This is a genomic window from Siccirubricoccus phaeus (genome assembly GCF_008360935.1).
GTDB lineage: Bacteria > Pseudomonadota > Alphaproteobacteria > Acetobacterales > Acetobacteraceae > Siccirubricoccus > Siccirubricoccus phaeus.
In genome coordinates, this window is sequence record NZ_SRXO01000004.1 from 194,261 (window position 1) to 212,046 (window position 17,786).

The 17,786-nt window shown below is 68.4% G+C and carries 14 protein-coding genes; 11 read left to right on the plus strand and 3 right to left on the minus strand.

Features of this window, described 5'->3' with window-relative positions; translation table 11 throughout:
• Positions 1-78: 78 nt before the first annotated feature.
• Positions 79-255, minus strand: a complete 177-nt coding sequence (locus E5N76_RS29410) for a hypothetical protein (protein ID WP_187830042.1) — start codon at positions 253-255, stop codon at positions 79-81.
• A 441-nt stretch (positions 256-696) separates the two neighbouring features.
• Here E5N76_RS29410 and E5N76_RS07505 point away from each other — a divergent pair, with 441 nt between their 5' ends.
• Positions 697-2,100 (plus strand): HlyD family type I secretion periplasmic adaptor subunit, encoded by a 1,404-nt coding sequence (locus E5N76_RS07505; protein ID WP_149536668.1) that lies wholly within the window; start codon positions 697-699, stop codon positions 2,098-2,100.
• A 693-nt stretch (positions 2,101-2,793) separates the two neighbouring features.
• On the opposite strand, the gene E5N76_RS07510 is transcribed toward E5N76_RS07505, so the two are convergent.
• Positions 2,794-3,234: a MerR family transcriptional regulator gene (locus E5N76_RS07510; protein WP_149536669.1), complete on the minus strand. Its 441-nt coding sequence runs from the start codon at positions 3,232-3,234 to the stop codon at positions 2,794-2,796.
• A gap of 170 nt (positions 3,235-3,404) precedes the next feature.
• Here E5N76_RS07510 and E5N76_RS07515 point away from each other — a divergent pair, with 170 nt between their 5' ends.
• From E5N76_RS07515 to E5N76_RS07545, 7 genes are all read left to right on the plus strand, one after another.
• Entirely contained in the window at positions 3,405-5,531 is a 2,127-nt protein-coding gene (locus E5N76_RS07515; RefSeq protein ID WP_235907604.1) for a heavy metal translocating P-type ATPase, read from the plus strand.
• A complete protein-coding gene (gene lspA / locus E5N76_RS07520; protein WP_149536671.1) occupies positions 5,524-6,063 on the plus strand; it encodes a signal peptidase II in 540 nt (179 codons plus the stop codon). The genes E5N76_RS07515 and lspA overlap by 8 nt, the downstream gene beginning before the upstream one ends.
• A gap of 25 nt (positions 6,064-6,088) precedes the next feature.
• Complete coding sequence (locus E5N76_RS07525; protein WP_149536672.1) at positions 6,089-6,808, plus strand: cytochrome c biogenesis CcdA family protein; 720 nt, start codon at positions 6,089-6,091, stop codon at positions 6,806-6,808.
• Positions 6,805-7,431, plus strand: coding sequence for a cation transporter (locus E5N76_RS07530; protein ID WP_149536673.1), 627 nt, complete (start codon positions 6,805-6,807; stop codon positions 7,429-7,431). The genes E5N76_RS07525 and E5N76_RS07530 overlap by 4 nt, the downstream gene beginning before the upstream one ends.
• A 146-nt stretch (positions 7,432-7,577) precedes the next feature.
• Entirely contained in the window at positions 7,578-9,251 is a 1,674-nt protein-coding gene (locus E5N76_RS07535; RefSeq protein WP_149536674.1) for a bifunctional protein tyrosine phosphatase family protein/NAD(P)/FAD-dependent oxidoreductase, read from the plus strand.
• A 160-nt stretch (positions 9,252-9,411) separates the two neighbouring features.
• Positions 9,412-10,317 carry an MBL fold metallo-hydrolase gene (locus E5N76_RS07540; RefSeq protein WP_457852674.1) on the plus strand — a complete coding sequence of 302 codons (906 nt, stop codon included), beginning with the start codon at positions 9,412-9,414 and terminating at the stop codon, positions 10,315-10,317.
• A 168-nt stretch (positions 10,318-10,485) separates the two neighbouring features.
• Complete coding sequence (locus tag E5N76_RS07545) at positions 10,486-10,989, plus strand: copper chaperone PCu(A)C (RefSeq protein ID WP_187830043.1); 504 nt, start codon at positions 10,486-10,488, stop codon at positions 10,987-10,989.
• 153 nt (positions 10,990-11,142) lie between these two features.
• Here the strand turns inward: E5N76_RS07545 and E5N76_RS07550 are convergent, their stop codons facing one another.
• Positions 11,143-11,829, minus strand: a complete 687-nt coding sequence (locus tag E5N76_RS07550) for a glycine zipper family protein (protein WP_149536677.1) — start codon at positions 11,827-11,829, stop codon at positions 11,143-11,145.
• Positions 11,830-12,167: 338 nt separating this feature from the next.
• On the opposite strand from E5N76_RS07550, the gene E5N76_RS07555 reads away from it, so the two are divergent.
• From E5N76_RS07555 to E5N76_RS07565, 3 genes are all read left to right on the plus strand, one after another.
• Complete coding sequence (locus E5N76_RS07555; RefSeq protein ID WP_149536678.1) at positions 12,168-13,202, plus strand: IS110 family RNA-guided transposase; 1,035 nt, start codon at positions 12,168-12,170, stop codon at positions 13,200-13,202.
• A 321-nt stretch (positions 13,203-13,523) separates the two neighbouring features.
• A complete protein-coding gene (locus E5N76_RS07560) occupies positions 13,524-14,555 on the plus strand; it encodes an IS110 family RNA-guided transposase (protein ID WP_235907605.1) in 1,032 nt (343 codons plus the stop codon).
• A 710-nt stretch (positions 14,556-15,265) separates the two neighbouring features.
• Complete coding sequence (locus E5N76_RS07565) at positions 15,266-16,228, plus strand: hypothetical protein (RefSeq protein ID WP_149536679.1); 963 nt, start codon at positions 15,266-15,268, stop codon at positions 16,226-16,228.
• The last annotated feature ends 1,558 nt before the right edge of the window (positions 16,229-17,786 follow it).

Below are 17,786 nucleotides of genomic sequence, written 5' to 3' on the forward strand. Positions count from 1 at the left end.
TGGCTGTTTTGTTCTGGCAGAGTTGCACCCCAGCTTGCAGGGGCGAGGTTTCCTCTCGCAATTCGGCGTGGGCGCAGGTCACCCGCGCATCCCAAGCTGGACATCGGGATCGGTGGCGCATTTGCGCACCGGCGGCAGCGACTGGACGGCCACCATTCCGAAGGCCGCCTCTACACCCTGCAACCGGCCATTTGGCGTCGCCTGCTTGGTCGGACGCCAGCCACCTGCACCGCCTCCAGCGTAGATGAAGGGCACGGGGGCCGAGTTCGTCGGGCCGCACTCCCGGGAGACCGACACGGCACTCCCGAGCCGCGGAGGGCATGGTCCTGCCGAGTGGGGATCTCGAGGTCGGCGAGTTCTTCCGCGGTCCGTCGTCCTGCAGCCACTCCGCCAGGCACCCCCAGTTTTCTGCGCGGTTGACGGCCGAAGCTGATCTGCCGCGTGGGTTGATCAGCAGCCCCGACGGCGATTCCGAGCTGGCACTGACCCGCGCCCTGGCCCAGCCGAGGGAGATGGGCGCCGCCATCGTGCTGGTCTCTCCCGCCCCATCCTGGTACAGGGCGTGGACGAGGCCTTGTGGCTGAAAGACGGCGCCGTGGTGATGTTCGGCCCACGCACGGAAGTGTTGAAACGCCTGATGGCGCCCCGACCCGCGGAGGTACCCGCGGCACCGTAGCTTGAAGGGAGTGCCGCGTGATGAGCGCGACCGGCAATACCCAGACCGCGCTGGCACCGGCCGCGCCGGGGACCACCCTGTCCCTGTCCAAGCCCAGCCCCGTCCTGCCGACCGTCCCGTTCCACCCGCTGCTGGACGTGCCCCAGCCGCGCACCCGTGCGCCGGTGCTCTTCGGGCTGGTGGTCTTCCTGGTCTTCGTCCTCGGCTTCGCGGCCTGGGCCGGGCTGGCGCCGCTGGCCGAGGCCTCGATCGCCCCCGGCCTGATCAAGGTCGAGGGCAGCCGCCGGACCATCCAGCACCTGGAGGGCGGCATCGTCCGCGAGATCCTGTTCCGCGATGGCGCAAAGGTGCGGGCGGGCGACGTTATTGCCCGGCTCGACATCACCCAGTCGGACAGCATGGTGGAAACCCACCGCGCCCAGCGTTGGGCCCTGCTGGCGCAGGACGCCCGGCTGGCGGCCGAGCTGAGCGACGCGCGGCAGATCACCTTCCCCGCCGACCTGGCCGGGAGCAGCGATGCCCGGGCGCAGGAGGCAATGACCGGCCAGCGGGCCCTCTACGAGGCGCGCGAGGCCAATACGAACAGCCAGATCCAGGTGCTGCAGGCCCGGATCGAGCAGCAGAACGCGGTCATCGCCGGGGCCCGCGGCCAGCTCACCGCGACGCGACTGCAGCTGGCCCTGGCCAAGCAGGAGGAGCAGGCGAAGCGTGGCCTGGTCAACCAGGGCCTTGGCCGCATGCCGGAACTGCTGGCCCTGCAACGGGCGGTCGCCGGGCTGGAAGGCCAGCTGGAGGACCTGAACGGCCAGATCGAGCGCGCCAACGCCTCCATCACCGAGGCCCAGAAGCAGATCCAGAGCACGCTCGACCAGCACACGCAGGAAGCCTCGACCGAGCGGCGCGACGTCCGCGCCAGGCTGGCCGAGGCCGAGGAGAAGCTGCGCGCGGCCACCGACGTCGCCACCCGGCGCGAGATCATCGCCCCCGAGGGCGGCACCCTGGTGAACCAGCGGGTCTTCACCCTCGGCGCGGTGCTGAAGCCGGGCGACCCGATCTTCGACCTGGTCCCAACACAGGACCGGCTGGTCGCCGAGGTGAACGTCCAGCCGACGGACATCGACGTGGTCTATCCCGGCCTGCGGGCCGAGGTGCGGCTGCCCGCCTTCAAGCAGCGCCTGGTGCCCTACCTGCACGGGCATGTGACCTGGGTGGCGGCGGATGTGACGATCAACGAGCAGTCGCGGCAGCAATACTATCGCGCCTACATCCTGATCGAGCCCGACCAGCTGGCGCACCTGCCCACCGTCTTCCTCACCCCCGGCATGCCCGTCGAAGCCCATATCCAGATCGGCCAGAGAACCTTCTTCCGCTACATGGTCCAGCCGTTGATCGACAGCTTCACCCGGGCCTTCCGGGAGCAGTAGGCCAGGGCGCGCTCTGTTCACTGTCGCAAGGCCCAGTGCCTGCAGAGCCGTACAAGGTGGCCCCCAGCAGGAGGGCTAGAAGCGGGTGACATCTACGCCAGGGCTCGGCCGCTCGGCTCTTCCATGACGCTCACCATTCTTGTTTCGCCACATACTTCCTGCCCATTGCGGCTGCTAGCGGAGGCAGCAGGGGCAGGTTGCGAACAAGGCGGACGGCAAGCCAGCGGCGAACCGTGCTGATGGAGTTGGGCACGTAGCGCTCAGGCCGGACGGGCGCCGCGCGGCTGGAAATCTTTGGGTAGCGCAGGTGCGGACAGCCGTCGCCGGGTGAGGCGGGGTTGCAAGGGAGGGGGACGGCAGCGCTCAGTCACGGCCCGAGGCACTGCCTCGGACACCGTAGGATGCGATGCAGAGCCTGGCGCGATGTGGAAGCCGCGCCATCAGTGGCCAATATTCCTCCGGCCAGGGCTCCGAGCGCAGGGTGTCGCGGTTCGCCGGGCGGAAACTTGGTGCGAGGATGGGGCTCACGGCCCAGAGGTGTAGGAGGGGATCGGGGCGATGCCGGGTGAAACCACCTCGTGGCACCCGTGCTGCGTTGCAAGCTCGCCGATCACCTGGCGAGTGGTCGGAGACGCTTGTCCGGCGGCTCGCCGCCAAATTGATCGACTGCTACTTCGTTGGGGATATCGCGGGTCACTGTCGGCGCCACCGCGGCTGGATAGCGTCTGAGTTGGGCGAAAGAGCTTGAACGATGCGGCACTCGGCGACCGTGCCGAGGCAGCACTGCCCGATGACATCCTGGAGCTCGCGGCGGAGGGCCTCGAGGGCGGCGATCTTGCGCTCGACCTCTTCCAGGTGCTCGCGGGCCACCTGGTCCACCGCCTCGCAGGACCGCCCCCGGTCGTCGGCGAGCTGGAGCAGCTCGCGCACCTGGTCGAGCGAGAACCCCAGCTCCCTCGCACGCCGGACGAAGCTCAGCCGCTCCAGGTGCGCCGTCCCGTAGCTCCGGTAGTTCCCGGAGGTCCGCGCGGGCGCGGGCAGGACGCCGACCCGCTCGTACCAGCGGATCGTCTCCACCGTCGTCCCGGTCGCCTTCGACAGGGCGCCGATGCTGAACGCTTTCTCCGATTCCATGCCTTGACCCTGTAGCGACTACAGGGTCCATATAGGGAGCCGCACGTCCCCGGCGCAACCCGGGGAAACCTGGGGGTTGTTCCCGGCGACGGAGAGGCGGCATGGCAGACGGCGATTTGGTGGACGAGGGCACGAGGCCCACGGCGGCCCTGAGATATCGGGTCGAGGGTATGGACTGCCCGAGCTGCGCCTCGAAGATCGAGACCGCCGTCGGCCGGGTGGATGGCGCGGAGGACATCCGGGTCAACTACGGCACCCAGATCCTGGCCCTCCGGCTGGACGAGGCCGCCACGCCCCGGACGGCCATCGAGGACCAGGTCCGCAAACTCGGCTACGGCATCGCCCTCGCCGAGGCGCCAAGGGTGGTCGCCGGTGAGCCAGGGGCGGCCGTTGAGACCGAGACCCGCGCTCCTGCCCGCAAACCCTGGTGGAAGGGCGCCAAGGCCCGGCTGGCGGCCGTCCTCGGCGGGCTGACGGCGGCCGGGTTCGCCGCCTCGCTCGCTGTTCCCTCCCTGGACCACTGGGCCTACCTGCCTGCCGCCGTGCTCGGCCTCTGGTTCTTCGGCCGCAAGGCCATCGCCGCCGCGCGCGCCGGTTCGCCCTTCAGCATCGAGATGCTGATGTCGATCGCCACCGTCGGCGCCATCGCCATCGGCGCGACCTCCGAGGCGGCGGTGGTAGTGTTCCTGTTCACCATCGGCGAGCTACTCGAAGGCGTCGCCGCCAGTCGGGCGCGGGCGGGCATCGAGGCGCTGGGCGCCCTGGTGCCAAGGACCGCCCTGCTCGTCGAGGGCGGGACGGCGCGCGAGGTGCCCGCCGCCAGCCTGAAGGTCGGCGACCTCGTCCTGGTGCGCCCAGGTGACCGCGTCTCGGCCGACGGCGAGGTGGCCGAGGGCGAGTCCGAGGTGGACGAGAGCCCGGTGACCGGCGAGTCCGTCCCCGTCCCCAAGGCCGAGGGCGCCTCCGTCTTCGCGGGCAGCGTCAACGCCTCGGGGGCACTCCAGGTCCGGGTGACGAAGCCCGCCTCGGACAACACCATCGCCCGCATCATCCGGCTGGTGGAGGAGGCGCAGGAGGCCAAGGCGCCGACCGCCCGCTTCATCGAGCGCTTTTCCGCCGTCTACACGCCCGCCGCAGTCGCCGCCGCGGCGCTGGTCGCCGTCGCGCCGCCGCTGCTGCTCGGCGCGGACTGGGGCACCTGGGTCTACCGTGGGCTGGCGCTGCTGCTGGTGGCCTGCCCCTGCGCCCTCGTCCTCTCCACGCCCGCGGCCATCGCCTCGGGGCTGGCGGCCGGGACCAGGCGCGGCCTGCTGGTGAAGGGCGGCGGCGCCCTGGAGACCATCGGCCGCGTCCGCACCGTCGCCTTCGACAAGACCGGCACCCTGACGGAGGGGCGCCCACGCGTGACGGACGTCCTCGCCCTGTCCGGCTCCGAGCGCACCCTGCTCGGCCTCGCCGCCGCGGTCGAGAACGGCTCCAGCCATCCCCTAGGCCGCGCCATCCTGGAGCGGGCGGCGGCGGACGGGATTCCGCTGCGCCCGGCCAAGGATTCACGCGCCATCCCTGGCAAGGCCGTCGAGGCGGTGGTCACCGGCAAGAGGGTCAGCGTCGGTTCGCCCTCTTACGCGGCCGAGAAAGCACCGCTCCCGGCCGAGGTGGAGCGCGCGGCCGAGGAGTGGGAGGGTCAAGGAAAGACAGTGGTCGTCGTCTCCGTGGACGGCGCGCCCACCGGCCTCATTGCCGTCCGCGACGAGCCGCGGGCCGACGCCGCCGCGGGCATCCGGGCGCTGCGCGACCTTGGGGCGCGCGCGGTCATGCTGACCGGCGACAATCCCCGGACCGGCAAGGCCATCGCCTCGGTCCTCGGGCTCGACGTGCAGGCGGGCCTGCTGCCCGAGGACAAATTGAAGGAAATCTCCGCCCTGAAGAAGAGGGCGCCCGTGGCGATGGTCGGCGACGGCATCAACGACGCGCCTGCCCTCGCGGCGGCCTCGGTCGGCATCGCCATGGGCGGCGGGACCGACGTGGCGCTGGAGACGGCGGATGCAGCCATCCTGAACAACCGCGTCGTGGACGTCGCCGCCCTGGTCGGGCTCTCGCGCGCGACGCTCAACAATATCCACCAGAACGTCGCCATCTCCCTCGGTCTCAAGGCGGTGTTCCTGGTGACAACGGTGGTCGGCATCACCGGCCTCTGGCCTGCCGTGCTCGCCGATACCGGCGCTACCGTGCTGGTGACAATCAACGCCCTGCGGTTGCTCGGATACCGGTTCCAGGGAGCGGCGGCGCATGGCTGAGCGAGCGACCACGGTGGGCGTGCACCGGCCGTCCGGCCTCCGGCTCGCATGGGCCTGGGGTGCGGCCACGGCACTGCTGGCCCTTGCGCTGGACCAGGCGACGAAGTGGTGGGTGCTGGCCGAGCTCATGGATCCGCCCCGCATCATCCCGGTCGCGCCGTTCTTCAACTTGGTGCTGTGGCACAACCGGGGTGTCAGCTTCGGCCTGCTGTCGGCGGACCACCCCGCCACGCCCTGGCTGCTGTCCACGCTCGCCCTGGCGATCGTCGCGGGCCTGGTCATCTGGATGACGCGCGACCGGCGCCCCGGGATGGCTGCCGCGGTCGGGCTCGTCGCGGGGGGCGCGCTGGGCAACGTCGTCGATCGCCTGCGGCATGGCGCCGTGACGGACTTCCTGGACTTCCACGCGGCCGGATACCACTGGCCCGCCTTCAACCTCGCCGACACCGCCATCTTCCTCGGCGTCGCGCTGCTCGCGGTCGGCGGGAGGGGCGAACCGGCACGCGCGCCGAGCTCCGCGGCCCAATCCTGAGGCTGTCGTGAACTCCCTCCTCCAGATGTCCGGCCTCCTGACCGCCTTCCTGGCGGGGATGGTCTCCTTCCTGTCGCCCTGCGTGCTGCCGCTGGTGCCCGGCTACGTCTCCTACGTCGCCGGTCGCTCGGTCGCCGCCGAGCGCGCGGCGCCCGGCCGCCTCGCGACGGTCGGCCTCAGCCTCTGCTTCGTGCTCGGCTTCGCCACCGTGTTCGTGGCGATGGGCGCCGGGGCCTCGGCCCTCAGCCAGGCCCTGCTCCGTTACCGCTACGAGGCCGGGATCGTGGGCGGGGTAATCGTCATCCTGTTCGGCCTCATGACCGCGGGCGTCCTGCGACTGATGCCGCTGCAACGCGACCTCCGCTTCATGCCGACGCTCAGCGGCGGCACGCCGCTCTCCGCCTATGTGCTCGGGCTCGCCTTCGCCTTCGGCTGGACGCCCTGCATCGGCCCGGTGCTCGGCGCCATCCTGGCCATGACCGCGACCGGCGACGTCAGCCACCTCGGCGTCGCGCTCCTGGCCACCTACGCGGCCGGGCTCGGCGTGCCCTTCCTCCTGGTGGCCGCCTTCGCGGACGCCTTCCTGCGCGGCCCGTTCCGTGCGCTGCGGCGCCTCGGGCGCGTCCTCCAAGTCGTGGCGGGCAGCATCATGGTGGCGATGGGGGTGGCCATGATCACCGGCCACCTCACCGACTTCGCCATCTTGATGCTCCGGCTCTTCCCCTCGCTCGGGAGCATCGGATGAGAGACGACGATAATGACCTGCCCAAGGACCTGACGCACATCACGCCGGGCTACCGGCGCGCGTTGTGGATCGTGGTGGGCCTGAACGTTGGCTACGGCCTCGTGGAGATGGTCGGCGGCTTCGTCTCCGGCAGCCAGGCGCTGAAGGCGGACGCCCTCGACTTCCTCGGCGACGGTCTCATCACCTTCCTCGGCCTGCTCGCCATCGGCTGGAGCCTCGCCTGGCGCGCCCGCTCGGCCCTCATCCAGGGCCTGTTCCTCGGCGCCCTCGGCCTGGGCGTGCTCGCCACGACCGGCTACCGGGTGCTGGTGCTGAACCAGCCCGAGGCCGAGCTGATGGGCCTCTTCGGCGCCATCGCGCTGGTGGCCAACGTGGCGGCCGCCGCGGTGCTCATCCCGCACCGGACGGGCGACGCCAACGTGCGCGCGGTCTGGCTGTTCAGCCGCAACGACGCCATCGGCAACCTCGCCGTGGTGGTCGCGGCGGGCCTCGTCTGGTGGACCGGCACGGCCTGGCCGGACCTCGCCGTGGCGGCCGTGATCGCCGGGCTGTTCCTCCAGTCCGCGTGGTTGATCGTCCGCGACGCCCGGGCCGACCTGCGCAAGGCCACTCAACCCGGATAGCGGCAGTTCGGCTGGCGGCTCGCTGCGGACAGCGGCCGCCACTGCCTCAAGGTCCCCGTCGCCGCGCTCTGCAAGGGACCGGCCCCTGTGGTGCCCAACGCGTCACCACGGAGCGGCGAAGAGCGCTCTTCCCGGAAGGAACACCCATGGACATCCGCACGCTGACGTCAGCTTTCTCTGTCGCGCCTCAGATCACGCCCGGTGAGGTGGCGGAACTCGCGGCCAGAGGATTCCGGGCGGTCGTCTGCAACCGCCCGGACTGCGAGGGCCCTGACCAGCCGAACTTCGCCGAGATCGACCGCGCCTGCCGGACGGCCGGGCTCGAGGCGGCCTATCTGCCGGTTGCCCCCGGCACGGTCGGCGGCGAGGACGCCAGGGCGTTTGGCCAGTTGCTGGACCGCCTGCCGAAGCCCGTCCTGGCGTTCTGCCGGACGGGCGCGCGCTCGGCGACGCTCTGGTCGCTGTCCGAGGCGGCACGCGGCCGCCCCGTGCCTGAGATCCCGGGCCAGGCCAAGGCCCATGGCCACGACATGAAGGACGTCGCGCGACGCGTCGCCAATGGCGGCCGGACGCCGACCGACACCGGCGAGATCCGGCACGAGGTGGTGGTGGTCGGCGGCGGCGCCGCGGGGATCGCGGTCGCCTCCGGCCTCAAGGCGCGCAAGCCGGACCTCGACGTCGCCATCATCGACCCGGCTGACACCCACTACTACCAGCCCGGGTGGACCATGGTGGGTGCCGGGGTGTTCCGGCCCGAGACGACCGAACGCGCCATGGCCTCCCTCATCCCGCGCGGCGTCCGCTGGATCAAGGCGGCCGTCGCGGCCTTCGAGCCCGAGAGCAACGCGGTCATCCTGGACGGCGGCCGGGTGGTCAAGTACCGCAGGCTGGTCGTGGCGCCGGGGCTCAAGCTCGACTGGCACGCCGTCGACGGCCTGGCCGAGACGCTCGGGCGCAACGGGGTGACCTCGAACTACCGCCGGGACCTGGCGCCCTACACCTGGGAGCTCGTGCGCGGCCTGAAGCACGGGCGCGCGGTGTTCACCCAGCCGCCGATGCCGATCAAGTGCGCGGGCGCCCCGCAGAAGGCGATGTACCTCTCGGCCGACCACTGGCGTGACCGGGATCGCCTCAAGGACATCCAGATCGACTTCTTCAACGCCGGTGGGGTGCTGTTCGCGGTGGAGGAGTACGTCCCCGCCCTGATGCGCTACGTGGAGCGGTATGGCGTCGGGCTGAACTTCCAGCACAGCCTCGCCCGGATCGATGGACCGGCCCGTACGGCCTGGTTCACGCGGACGGCTCCCGACGGCTCGAAGACCGAGGTCGAGGAGCGGTTCGACATGATCCACGTCGTCCCGCCCCAGACGGCGCCGGACTTCGTGCGCGTCTCGCCGCTCGCCGACGCGGTGGGCTGGGTGGACGTCGACCCGGGCACCCTGCGGCACAGGAGCCTTGAGGGCGTCTACGGCCTTGGCGACGCCTGCAACGCGCCGAATGCCAAGACCGCCGCCGCGGCCCGCAAGCAGGCCCCGGTGGTCGCGCACAACCTGCTGAAGGACATTGGGGCGATCGGTGCCGCCGACGCGATCTACGACGGCTACGGGTCCTGCCCGCTCACCGTCGAGCGCGGCCGCATCCTGCTCGCCGAGTTCGGCTACGGCGGCAAGCTGCTGCCGAGCTTCCCGGCCTGGCTGATCGACGGCACGAGGCCCAGCCGTCTCGCCTGGTTGCTGAAGGAGCGCGTCCTGCCGTTTGTCTACTGGCAGGGCATGCTCAAGGGTCGGGAATGGCTGGTGACGCCCAAGCTGGCGGACTAGCTGACCAGTGGCCCCCGACGCCCGCTCCGCGGGCCTCCCGCCTGGGGAATGGCAGCACCCGTAGGAGGACACCCCCCTTCAGCGCCCGGCATCCAGCGGCCGGGCAGCCGCTGCCTGCAATCCGCTCCCCAGGCAGCAACGCACCTGCAAGGAGATGACCATGGCTGACCATCATCCGGTGGTGACCGGCTTCTACCACGAGGACACCAACAGCATCGCCTACGTGGCCGCGGACCCCGCGACCGGGCGCTGCGCGATCATCGACCCGGTGCTCGACTTCGACCGCGCCCGCCGCGGCACCCACACCACCTTCGCCGACCGGATGGTGGCGTTCGTGCGGGAGCAGGGACTGACGGTGGAGTGGATCCTCGACACCCATCCGCACGCCGACCACCTCTCCGCCGCGCCCTACCTCAAGGAGGTGTTCGGCGCGCCGACCGCCATCGGCGAGCATGTCGTCACGGTCCAGAGGATCTGGAAGGAGATCTACAACCTCCCCGGCTTCCCGGCCGACGGCTCGCAATGGGACCACCTGTTCAAGGACGGCGAGCGCTTCCGTATTGGCGAGCTGGAAGCGGAGGTCATCTTCTCCCCCGGCCACACGGCTGCCTCCATCACCTACGTCGTCGGGGACGCCGCCTTCGTCCACGACACGCTGTTCATGCCGGACGGCGGCACGGCCCGCGCCGACTTCCCCGGCGGCGACGCCCGCGCGCTCTACCGCAGCATCCGCCGCATCCTCGAGCTCCCGCCGGGGACCCGCCTCTTCACCGGCCACGACTACCAGCCGGGTGGACGGGAGCCGAAATGGGAATCGACCGTCGCCGGGCAGCGCGAGCACAACATCCACCTGCGGGGCGGCGTGACCGAGGACGCCTTTGTCCGGGCGCGCGAGGAGCGCGACCGGACGCTCTCCCTCCCCGGCCTGCTTCTGGACGCGCTCCAGGTCAACATCCGGGGCGGGCGGCTGCCAGAGCCCGAGGCGAACGGCGTCTCCTACCTGAAGATCCCGCTGAATTACTTCCGCGAGACCGGCTGCGCGGCCATCCGCGCGCCGAAGGACTGAGCGTCCCCATGGAGAACCTCGCCCCCGCCTCGGCCGCCCTGGGTGGCGCGCTCACCCAACCCGGATATGGCAGTTTGGCTGGTGGCTTGCTGCAATCTCTCAAGGTTATCGGAAATGGACGGTGCAATGCCTCTGCTCACCCATCCGCGCCGACTGCTTGCAGTTTGGATGGTCCTGCTCCTCGCTGCTGCGCCATCCTGGCCCGCGGCCGCCCAGGAGGCGCGTGGCAGCGCAATCGAGATTGAGCGCGCCTGGACGCGCGCCACCGGCCCGACAGCGCAGACGGCGGTCGCCTACGTCGCGGTCCGGAACCACGGCACGGCGCCGGACCGGCTCGTCTCCGCCTCCTCGCCCGAGGCGCGCGCGGTCGAGATGCACGAGACCACCATGGAGGGCGGCGTCATGCGCATGCGGCCTGTCGAAGGCGGCATCGTCGTCCCGCCCGGCGGGCTCGTGCGCCTGGAGCCGGATGGCGGCGGCGTTCACCTGATGCTGGTCGGACCGGCGCGCGCCTTCGCCCGGGGTGAGCGCGTTCCCCTGACGCTGCACTTTGAGCACGCTGGGGGTGTGCAGGTGGACATGACCGTCGAGGCGGCGGGGGCGCGACGCCCGGCCGCCGAGGGCGGCCACCGACACGGCGAGCACACGCCGGGCTCCCGCCCGCGGGGATAGGCGGGAAAGCCTGCTCCGCCGCACGACATTCCTGGCGGCGCCGCGTCAGCCGATGACCGCAACCGCGGAGGCGGCTACTTCGACAGCAGTCGCGGCCACTTCGCCCAGCGGGGCCGGAGTGTAGCGCCTCTCGTACCGGGCCTGAGCCCTGCCCTAGTGGCGATGACGGTGTCCCCCGAAATGACGGTGGCCGCCGAAATGGTGATGACCAAAGTGGCGGTGGCCGAAATGGTGGTGATGGCCGAAGTGACGGTGGCGATGGCCCCAGCCGCCGCCGAAGAAGCCGAAGGACACGGAGGGACCGCCGAGGTAGGGGCCGTAATAGGGCGGCGCAGCCCAGTAGGATGGGGCACCGTAACCGTAGTAGGTGCTCGGCGGGTAGGAGTACGTGCCTGCCACGGTCGTCGGCAACCTGTTGCCGCTTGCCGTCATGCATTGCAGGTAGGCCGTATCGTACCGCCGCTGGAGGCTGCCCGCCGAGGCCTGCGCGGTCCCGGCGCCGACGGCCGAGCCCGCCAGCAGGCCGCCCCCGGCCCCGATCGCGGCACCTGTCCCGGCGTTGCCGCCCGCCGCCCCGAGCAGGGCACCGGCGGCGGTGCCGAGCACCGTGCCGACGGCGGCGCTGCCGACCGCGCTCTGGTTCGCCGCCTGCTGGGGCGAGCCGCCGCCGATCTGCTGCTGCGCGTGGCTTCGGCAGGCGACGTCCTCGCGCTGGAACTGCGTGAGGTCCTTGCCCTCCGACGGGACCACCAGGACGCTGGGACCGGTCGGCGGCGCGACGGTGCAGGCGCCGAGGGCGAGCACCCCGATGAGTGCGGCGGAAGACCTGAGCCCCGGCATGGCGGCGTTCCTCCGGCCCGCCTCACGGCCGCCCGTAGCCGGGCGGGCTCCTGGGAAAAACGTCCTCGGGGAACGCCGGTTCGGCATGGCACATGCGCTGCCACTGAGTGTCTATCCGGGAACAAGCGGCCACTTTTCAGTAACTTACGATCAGACCCCGCCCGAACTGACCATGGTTGTCCGTGATCGGCGCGGGCGCACGCAGGTTCAGCCGCCGATGGCAAGTGGCTGATTCTACAGAGCTTGTTCTCGGACATGGGGTAATCGGGGCGGGCCGCCTCCCCGACGCCTGGCTGGCTAGGATCAGCTCCGGGCATGCCACCTCAGGAGGAGCCGCCATGGAGCAGTATGTCGCGCTCGACGTCTCGCTGAAGGAGATCAGCGTCTGCGTGATCGACGGCAAGGGAGCCGTGAAGTTCGAAGGCAAGGTGGCGGCGGAGCCTGCTGCCCTGATCAGCCTTATCCGCAGCAAGGCGCCGCAGGCTGCACGTGTGGGCCTTGAGACCGGCGCCACCTCTCCATGGCTGTACCATGCGCTGAAGAAGGCAGAACTGCCCGTGGTGCTGATGGATGCACGGCATGCCAATGCCGCGCTCTCGATGCGGCCGACCAAGTCGGATCGTAGCGATGCCCGCGGCCTGGCCGAGATGCTCCGGATGGGATGGTATCGCGCCGTCGCCGCCAAGAGCTTTGCCTCGCACGAGCGCTTGGCGCTGCTCGGAGCCCGACGTCGCCTGGTGGAGATCCGCGTCGACCTGGATGGGCAGATCCGTGGCCTGCTGAAGACCTTCGGCCTGATCCTCGGCAAGGGAAACACCGATGCCCTGATCCGCCGCGCCGAGGCCCTGGCGGAAGGCAACCCGGGCATCAGCGGCTTGGTGGCCAAGCTCGCCGAGGTGCGGCGGCAGGTCGTCGTGCAGGTCGCCGCGCTGGACCGCGACATCCGCCGCATCGTGCGCAGCGAGCCCGTCCTCAAGCGGCTCATGACGGTGCCCGGAGTTGGGCCGGTCACCGCCCTGGCCTTCCTCTCCACCATCGATGACCCGGAGCGGTTCAAACACGCCCGCGACGTCGGTCCCTATCTCGGGCTGACGCCGACCCGCTACCAATCCGGCGAGACTGACCGGCGCGGGCGCATCTCGAAGTGCGGCGACGCCTTCACCCGAACCTGCCTGTATGAGGCAGCCAATGTGCTGCTGACGAAGGTGCAGCGGTTCTCGCCGCTCAAGGCATGGGGCACCCGCTTGGTGCAACGGATCGGCGCCAAGAAGGCGCGTGTCGCGGTCGCCCGCAAGATCGCCGTCATCCTGCACTGCATCTGGACAGACGGCACCGAGTTCTGGTGGACGCGCGAGGACGCCAAGATGGCCTGACCCACGCGCCACCATCCAGGCTCCGCTCCGGCGGAGAGGCTGTCTCTGCCAGGACGGTGGGTGGCGGCGACCGCGCAGTGTCCGTTGGCCGATCCAGCGTATCCCGCTCGATCAGGCCGCCTCAGACATCGCGGCACCCCACCCCTGACCCCCATCATGGGGCGGATCACACCGACCCCGGAGAGAACCATGACCCCGGCAGCGGCCAGCCTCCAATCCGGTACTTGACCTGGGAGCCCCGGTTAGATGGGGTGGGCGCCCCCTTCCGGCGGCGTCGTCATGCCAAGGTTGGCTCGTGAGGAGCACCGGAAGGAGGCAGCCGTGTCGAATGCCTGCACGATTGGACTGGATTTGGCGAAGCATGTCCTCCAGGCGCATGGCGCTGACGAGGCTGGTCGAGTTGTCTTTCGCAAGCGGCTGCGACGCGACAAGGTGCTGGAGTTCTTTGCGTCCCAGCCGCGCTGCCTGGTGGCGATGGAAGCATGCGGTGGCGCTCACTATTGGGCACGCGAGATCAGCAGGTTGGGACACGAGGTCCGGCTGATCCCGGCCTCGTATGTGAAGCCCTTCGTCAAGCGTCAGAAGAATGACATGGCCGACGCAGAAGCCATCTGCGAGGCGGCGCAACGACCGGCGATGCGCTTCGTGGCCGTGAAAAGCGAAGAACAGCAAGCCAGCGCGGTCGTATTCCGAGCCCGCGATATCCTGGTACGGCAACGCACCCAGCTCATCAACGCCCTGCGTGGGCACTTGGCGGAGTATGGGATGGTGGTCGCCCAGGGGCCGAGCCATGTGGCCAAATTGATCTCGCACGTCGAGGATCCGACCAGTGGACTACCCGATGCGGCCCGTTCGACGCTGGGCGTCCTCATCGAGGTCCTCAAGTCCCTGGACGACCGCCTTCGACGGCTGGATACCGAGATTGTGCGTCGCGCCAAGGAGGATGAGGTGGCGCGGCGACTGGCAACCATCCCCGGAGTGGGGCCGGTGACGGCAACAGCCCTCGCAGCTTTGGCTCCGGCGGCCGAGACCTTCCGGAAAGGACGTGATTTCGCGGCCTGGATGGGGCTGACGCCGCTGCAAAGGTCGACAGGGGGCAAGCAGAAACTCGGACGAACCTCGAAAATGGGAGAGCGCACGCTGCGCCGCCTGCTGATTATCGGCGCATCGTCAGTGGTGCAGCAGGCCAGCAGATGCGGCGCTCCCGAAGGTTCGTGGCTGGCGCAGATGCTCTCGCGCAAGCCGCGCATGCTCGTGGTCGTCGCCCTCGCCAACAAGATGGCCAGAACGGCCTGGGCCTTGCTGGCGAAGGGCGAGACCTATCGGTCTCCGGCCGTGGCAGCCTCGGGCTGACTGCGGTTCGGGGCCGCCGGACGCAGGATGGTCGAAAGGATGGTATGGCGCACAGTGACGGGAACGGGATCGGCAAGCCAGTTGTTCTCTATGCGCCCCGAGCGCGGCGATTAGATTTGGAGCCGATCTGCGAACTCCCATACGGGCCCGCGGCGCTGAATGGCCGCACCGAAGGCCGGACAGAAGTCAGCACCCAACTGCGCCCGCATCACCCCGCAGATTTTCCTTGCGTCCATGGGGGCGCCTACAGAAGAGAACGGACACTGAGGCAGCCGGTTCTGCCTGATTGCAATCCGCTCCAGGACCCTGGCCATGCCTTTCCGCATGGGCGGATCTGCCCTGCCGTTCATATCCAGGCACCCACGTGGAATTAGCCGATCCACAGGCATTCACAGGAAGACAGTGAAGTTGAGGCGCCACACGATGTCGCCCGCATTTCGAGCAGTTCAGCGAAATAATCGCCTAAAGGGTTTAAGATAGCAACCATTACCCTAATATCAAATCACAATAACCGCTCGACGAGAACACGACCTCGGACTTTTTCTCGCCAAAAGTGGTGCAGAGCCGAAATCTCGTTCTCTTGCATAGTATCGTACAGGTTCAAGGAGTTTTCTCCCGCGCGAATCGGGGGCGCCCGCCAAACATTACGAAAATTGGCAGGTTTTTTGTTCCTCGGTTCAACTTTTCAGCAGCACTAGAGGGAGGCTCAAATGAGCGCCGATACGCTGACGATCTTGAAAGAAGCAGCCAAGTTCATAAAGAGCGTTACCGGCTACGACAAGACCGGCTACGGCAAGAAGGACGACGACGACAACACCGACTACGGCAAGAAGGATGACGACAAGAAGGACGACGACAAGAAGGACGACGACAAGAAGGACGACGACAAGAAGGACGACGACAAGAAGGACGACGACAAGACCGACTACGGCAAGAAGGACGACGACAAGAAGGACGACGACAAGACCGACTACGGCAAGAAGGACGACGACAAGAAGGACGACGACAAGACCGACTACGGCAAGAAGGACGACGACAAGAAGGGCGACGACAAGACCGACTACGGCAAGAAGGACGACGACAAGAAGGGCGACGACAAAAAGGGCGACGACAAGACCGACTACGGCAAGAAGGATGACGACAAGACCGACTACGGCAAGAAGGATGACGACAAGAAGGGCGACGACAAAAAGGGCGACGACAAGACCGACTACGGCAAGAAGGATGACGACAAGAAGGACGACGACAAAAAGGGCGACGACAAGACCGACTACGGCAAGAAGGATGACGACAAGAAGGACGACGACAAGACCGACTACGGCAAGAAGGGCGACGACAAGAAGGATGACGACGACAAGAAGGGCGATGATGGAAACAACTCAGATGACCACACGGTAAAGGTGGTGCATGACAAGGATGGCGATCAGACATATTTCGCCAGTCACAAGACTGAGAAATTTGTCTTCGATAAAGGCGACGGGGGTCATGACGTTATAAAGAACTTCGACGGAAAGGACGGCGACCACCTCGAGATCCACGGCAAGTACGAAGTAGGCAAAAACAAGGATGGCGACGTCGTCATCGAATGGGGTAAGGGCGACACCATTACGCTCGACGGACACCACGAATTCAGCCCGAGCTGGATCAGCGATCACAAGGACCATGTGTGGTAAAGACTACGGCGTAGCCTGAACACACGGTCTCGGAGCTTTACAGGTGCCAGTGCCGGGCGGGAGCGTCCATGATGACTCGCCCCACTGGCGGGGCGCTGCGAGGCTACGGTGCAGCGCCTCCCGGGTCTTGCCCCGGCATGGCTGGGCACGCTTTGGTGTGCCCGGCTCTATCGCAGGTCGCGTGATCATTCGCGCGCATGATAAAGCCAGCGCACACAGCAACCTCTTTCGACCGCTACCAGGGGCTTGGGCTTCGCGGCGCCTGTGTGGGACGACTGCACTCGGCCTCTCCGCGGACGCAGGACGGCAACGTGGTCCGCCTGCCACCTCCGGAACGGGCACGCAACGCCAGCGGTCGCGCGTCAAGCAGTATGCCGCCTACGCAGCATCCCGCCCACGAGGGCGGCGCCGAACCGAACCGCCTTCTCGACACCGGTGGGTCCACAACTCGCCCGACGTCCAACACGACACAGGACAAACATTCTGAGGAACGCATTCTGAGGAGCGCGATCACCGCCCGCGTCGGTCGAGATGCGGAAACCGCCTCTCACTGCGCTGGCCCGCCGCTTCGCCGAGATCGTACGTAGCTGCGGCTCGGCCATAATGCAGGGCGCTGAGCGCCAGCCGCCGCGCTCAAGGGGTGGCTCGCAGACGCGTTGAAGAGCGGTGTACCTACCGTGAAAAATCGTCGCTGCTTGCCCGCAGCAGGACTGCGCCGCAGTGAGGGTCGCGTTCACCACACCGCGGCGCAGTCGGCAAGCGGAGAGACAAGCGGGCAAGCTCAAGCTGTCGAAGCGTCAGACTTACGGCCATGCCAACTTCGATCTGCTCCGGCGCCGGGTGCTCCTCGCCCCCGGAGCCACATTTGCGGCGAAAGAGGCGTCGAAACGGGCAGGCCCGGTGTCGCCATTGCGTAGTTCCGCCCTCACGGGAAAGCTGTCTACCAACGGCGGCGGATCGGCTCTGGAGCTGGCTGCGTTTCCAGGGAAACCACGCCGTTCGCCCCATCGACGGATGTGGGTATGAAAAAGCCCCCCTGCCAAGGCAAGCTGGCAGGGGACATAGGAACTGGTAAGTAAAGAACTCAAGAGGATGATTCGCATGGGCGTCAGAGAACTGACGTCCTCTGATAAAACGCTGGCCGCGAGGGCACGTTCCCTGGGCAAGCCCGATTTTCACGCCTGGACCTGAAAGACGGAGCACTTCCGTAGCTCGTGGGCACAACACCATCGGTACCGTCGGCGCCGGGCGAGGCAGCGTCACCGCTTAGGTGACCGGCGCCCGGCTGGCGGCACAATGTTTCCGAGGCTGGCCAGGGCACCTCACGAATGCGGGCTACGTCGCGTGTCCAAGCACGGGCCGGAGACCTTGCCGTTTCGTGCATGGCACGAAATGGCGTTCGCGGCCACGATCCAGACCGTCGGGTGGTCTTGTGAAGAACCAGGAAAGGTTGGTCGCAGGGCTTCCCGGCAGCTTGCACCCATGACTACGCCTGGTTCGAGCTGAACGAGAATAGACTCCACACTCCGACGATCCTGGGGGTGCCCCATGCTATCGG

Bases quoted from the DNA above. Each gene is read 5' to 3' on its own strand.
- E5N76_RS07505 (WP_149536668.1), top strand. From the start codon at position 697: ATGAGCGCGACCGGCAATACCCAGACCGCGCTGGCACCGGCCGCGCCG.
- E5N76_RS07510 (WP_149536669.1), bottom strand. From the start codon at position 3,234: ATGGAATCGGAGAAAGCGTTCAGCATCGGCGCCCTGTCGAAGGCGACC.
- E5N76_RS07515 (WP_235907604.1), top strand. From the start codon at position 3,405: ATGGACTGCCCGAGCTGCGCCTCGAAGATCGAGACCGCCGTCGGCCGG.
- lspA (WP_149536671.1), top strand. From the start codon at position 5,524: ATGGCTGAGCGAGCGACCACGGTGGGCGTGCACCGGCCGTCCGGCCTC.
- E5N76_RS07525 (WP_149536672.1), top strand. From the start codon at position 6,089: ATGTCCGGCCTCCTGACCGCCTTCCTGGCGGGGATGGTCTCCTTCCTG.
- E5N76_RS07530 (WP_149536673.1), top strand. From the start codon at position 6,805: ATGAGAGACGACGATAATGACCTGCCCAAGGACCTGACGCACATCACG.
- E5N76_RS07535 (WP_149536674.1), top strand. From the start codon at position 7,578: ATGGACATCCGCACGCTGACGTCAGCTTTCTCTGTCGCGCCTCAGATC.
- E5N76_RS07540 (WP_457852674.1), top strand. From the start codon at position 9,412: ATGGCTGACCATCATCCGGTGGTGACCGGCTTCTACCACGAGGACACC.
- E5N76_RS07545 (WP_187830043.1), top strand. From the start codon at position 10,486: ATGGTCCTGCTCCTCGCTGCTGCGCCATCCTGGCCCGCGGCCGCCCAG.
- E5N76_RS07550 (WP_149536677.1), bottom strand. From the start codon at position 11,829: ATGCCGGGGCTCAGGTCTTCCGCCGCACTCATCGGGGTGCTCGCCCTC.
- E5N76_RS07555 (WP_149536678.1), top strand. From the start codon at position 12,168: ATGGAGCAGTATGTCGCGCTCGACGTCTCGCTGAAGGAGATCAGCGTC.
- E5N76_RS07565 (WP_149536679.1), top strand. From the start codon at position 15,266: ATGAGCGCCGATACGCTGACGATCTTGAAAGAAGCAGCCAAGTTCATA.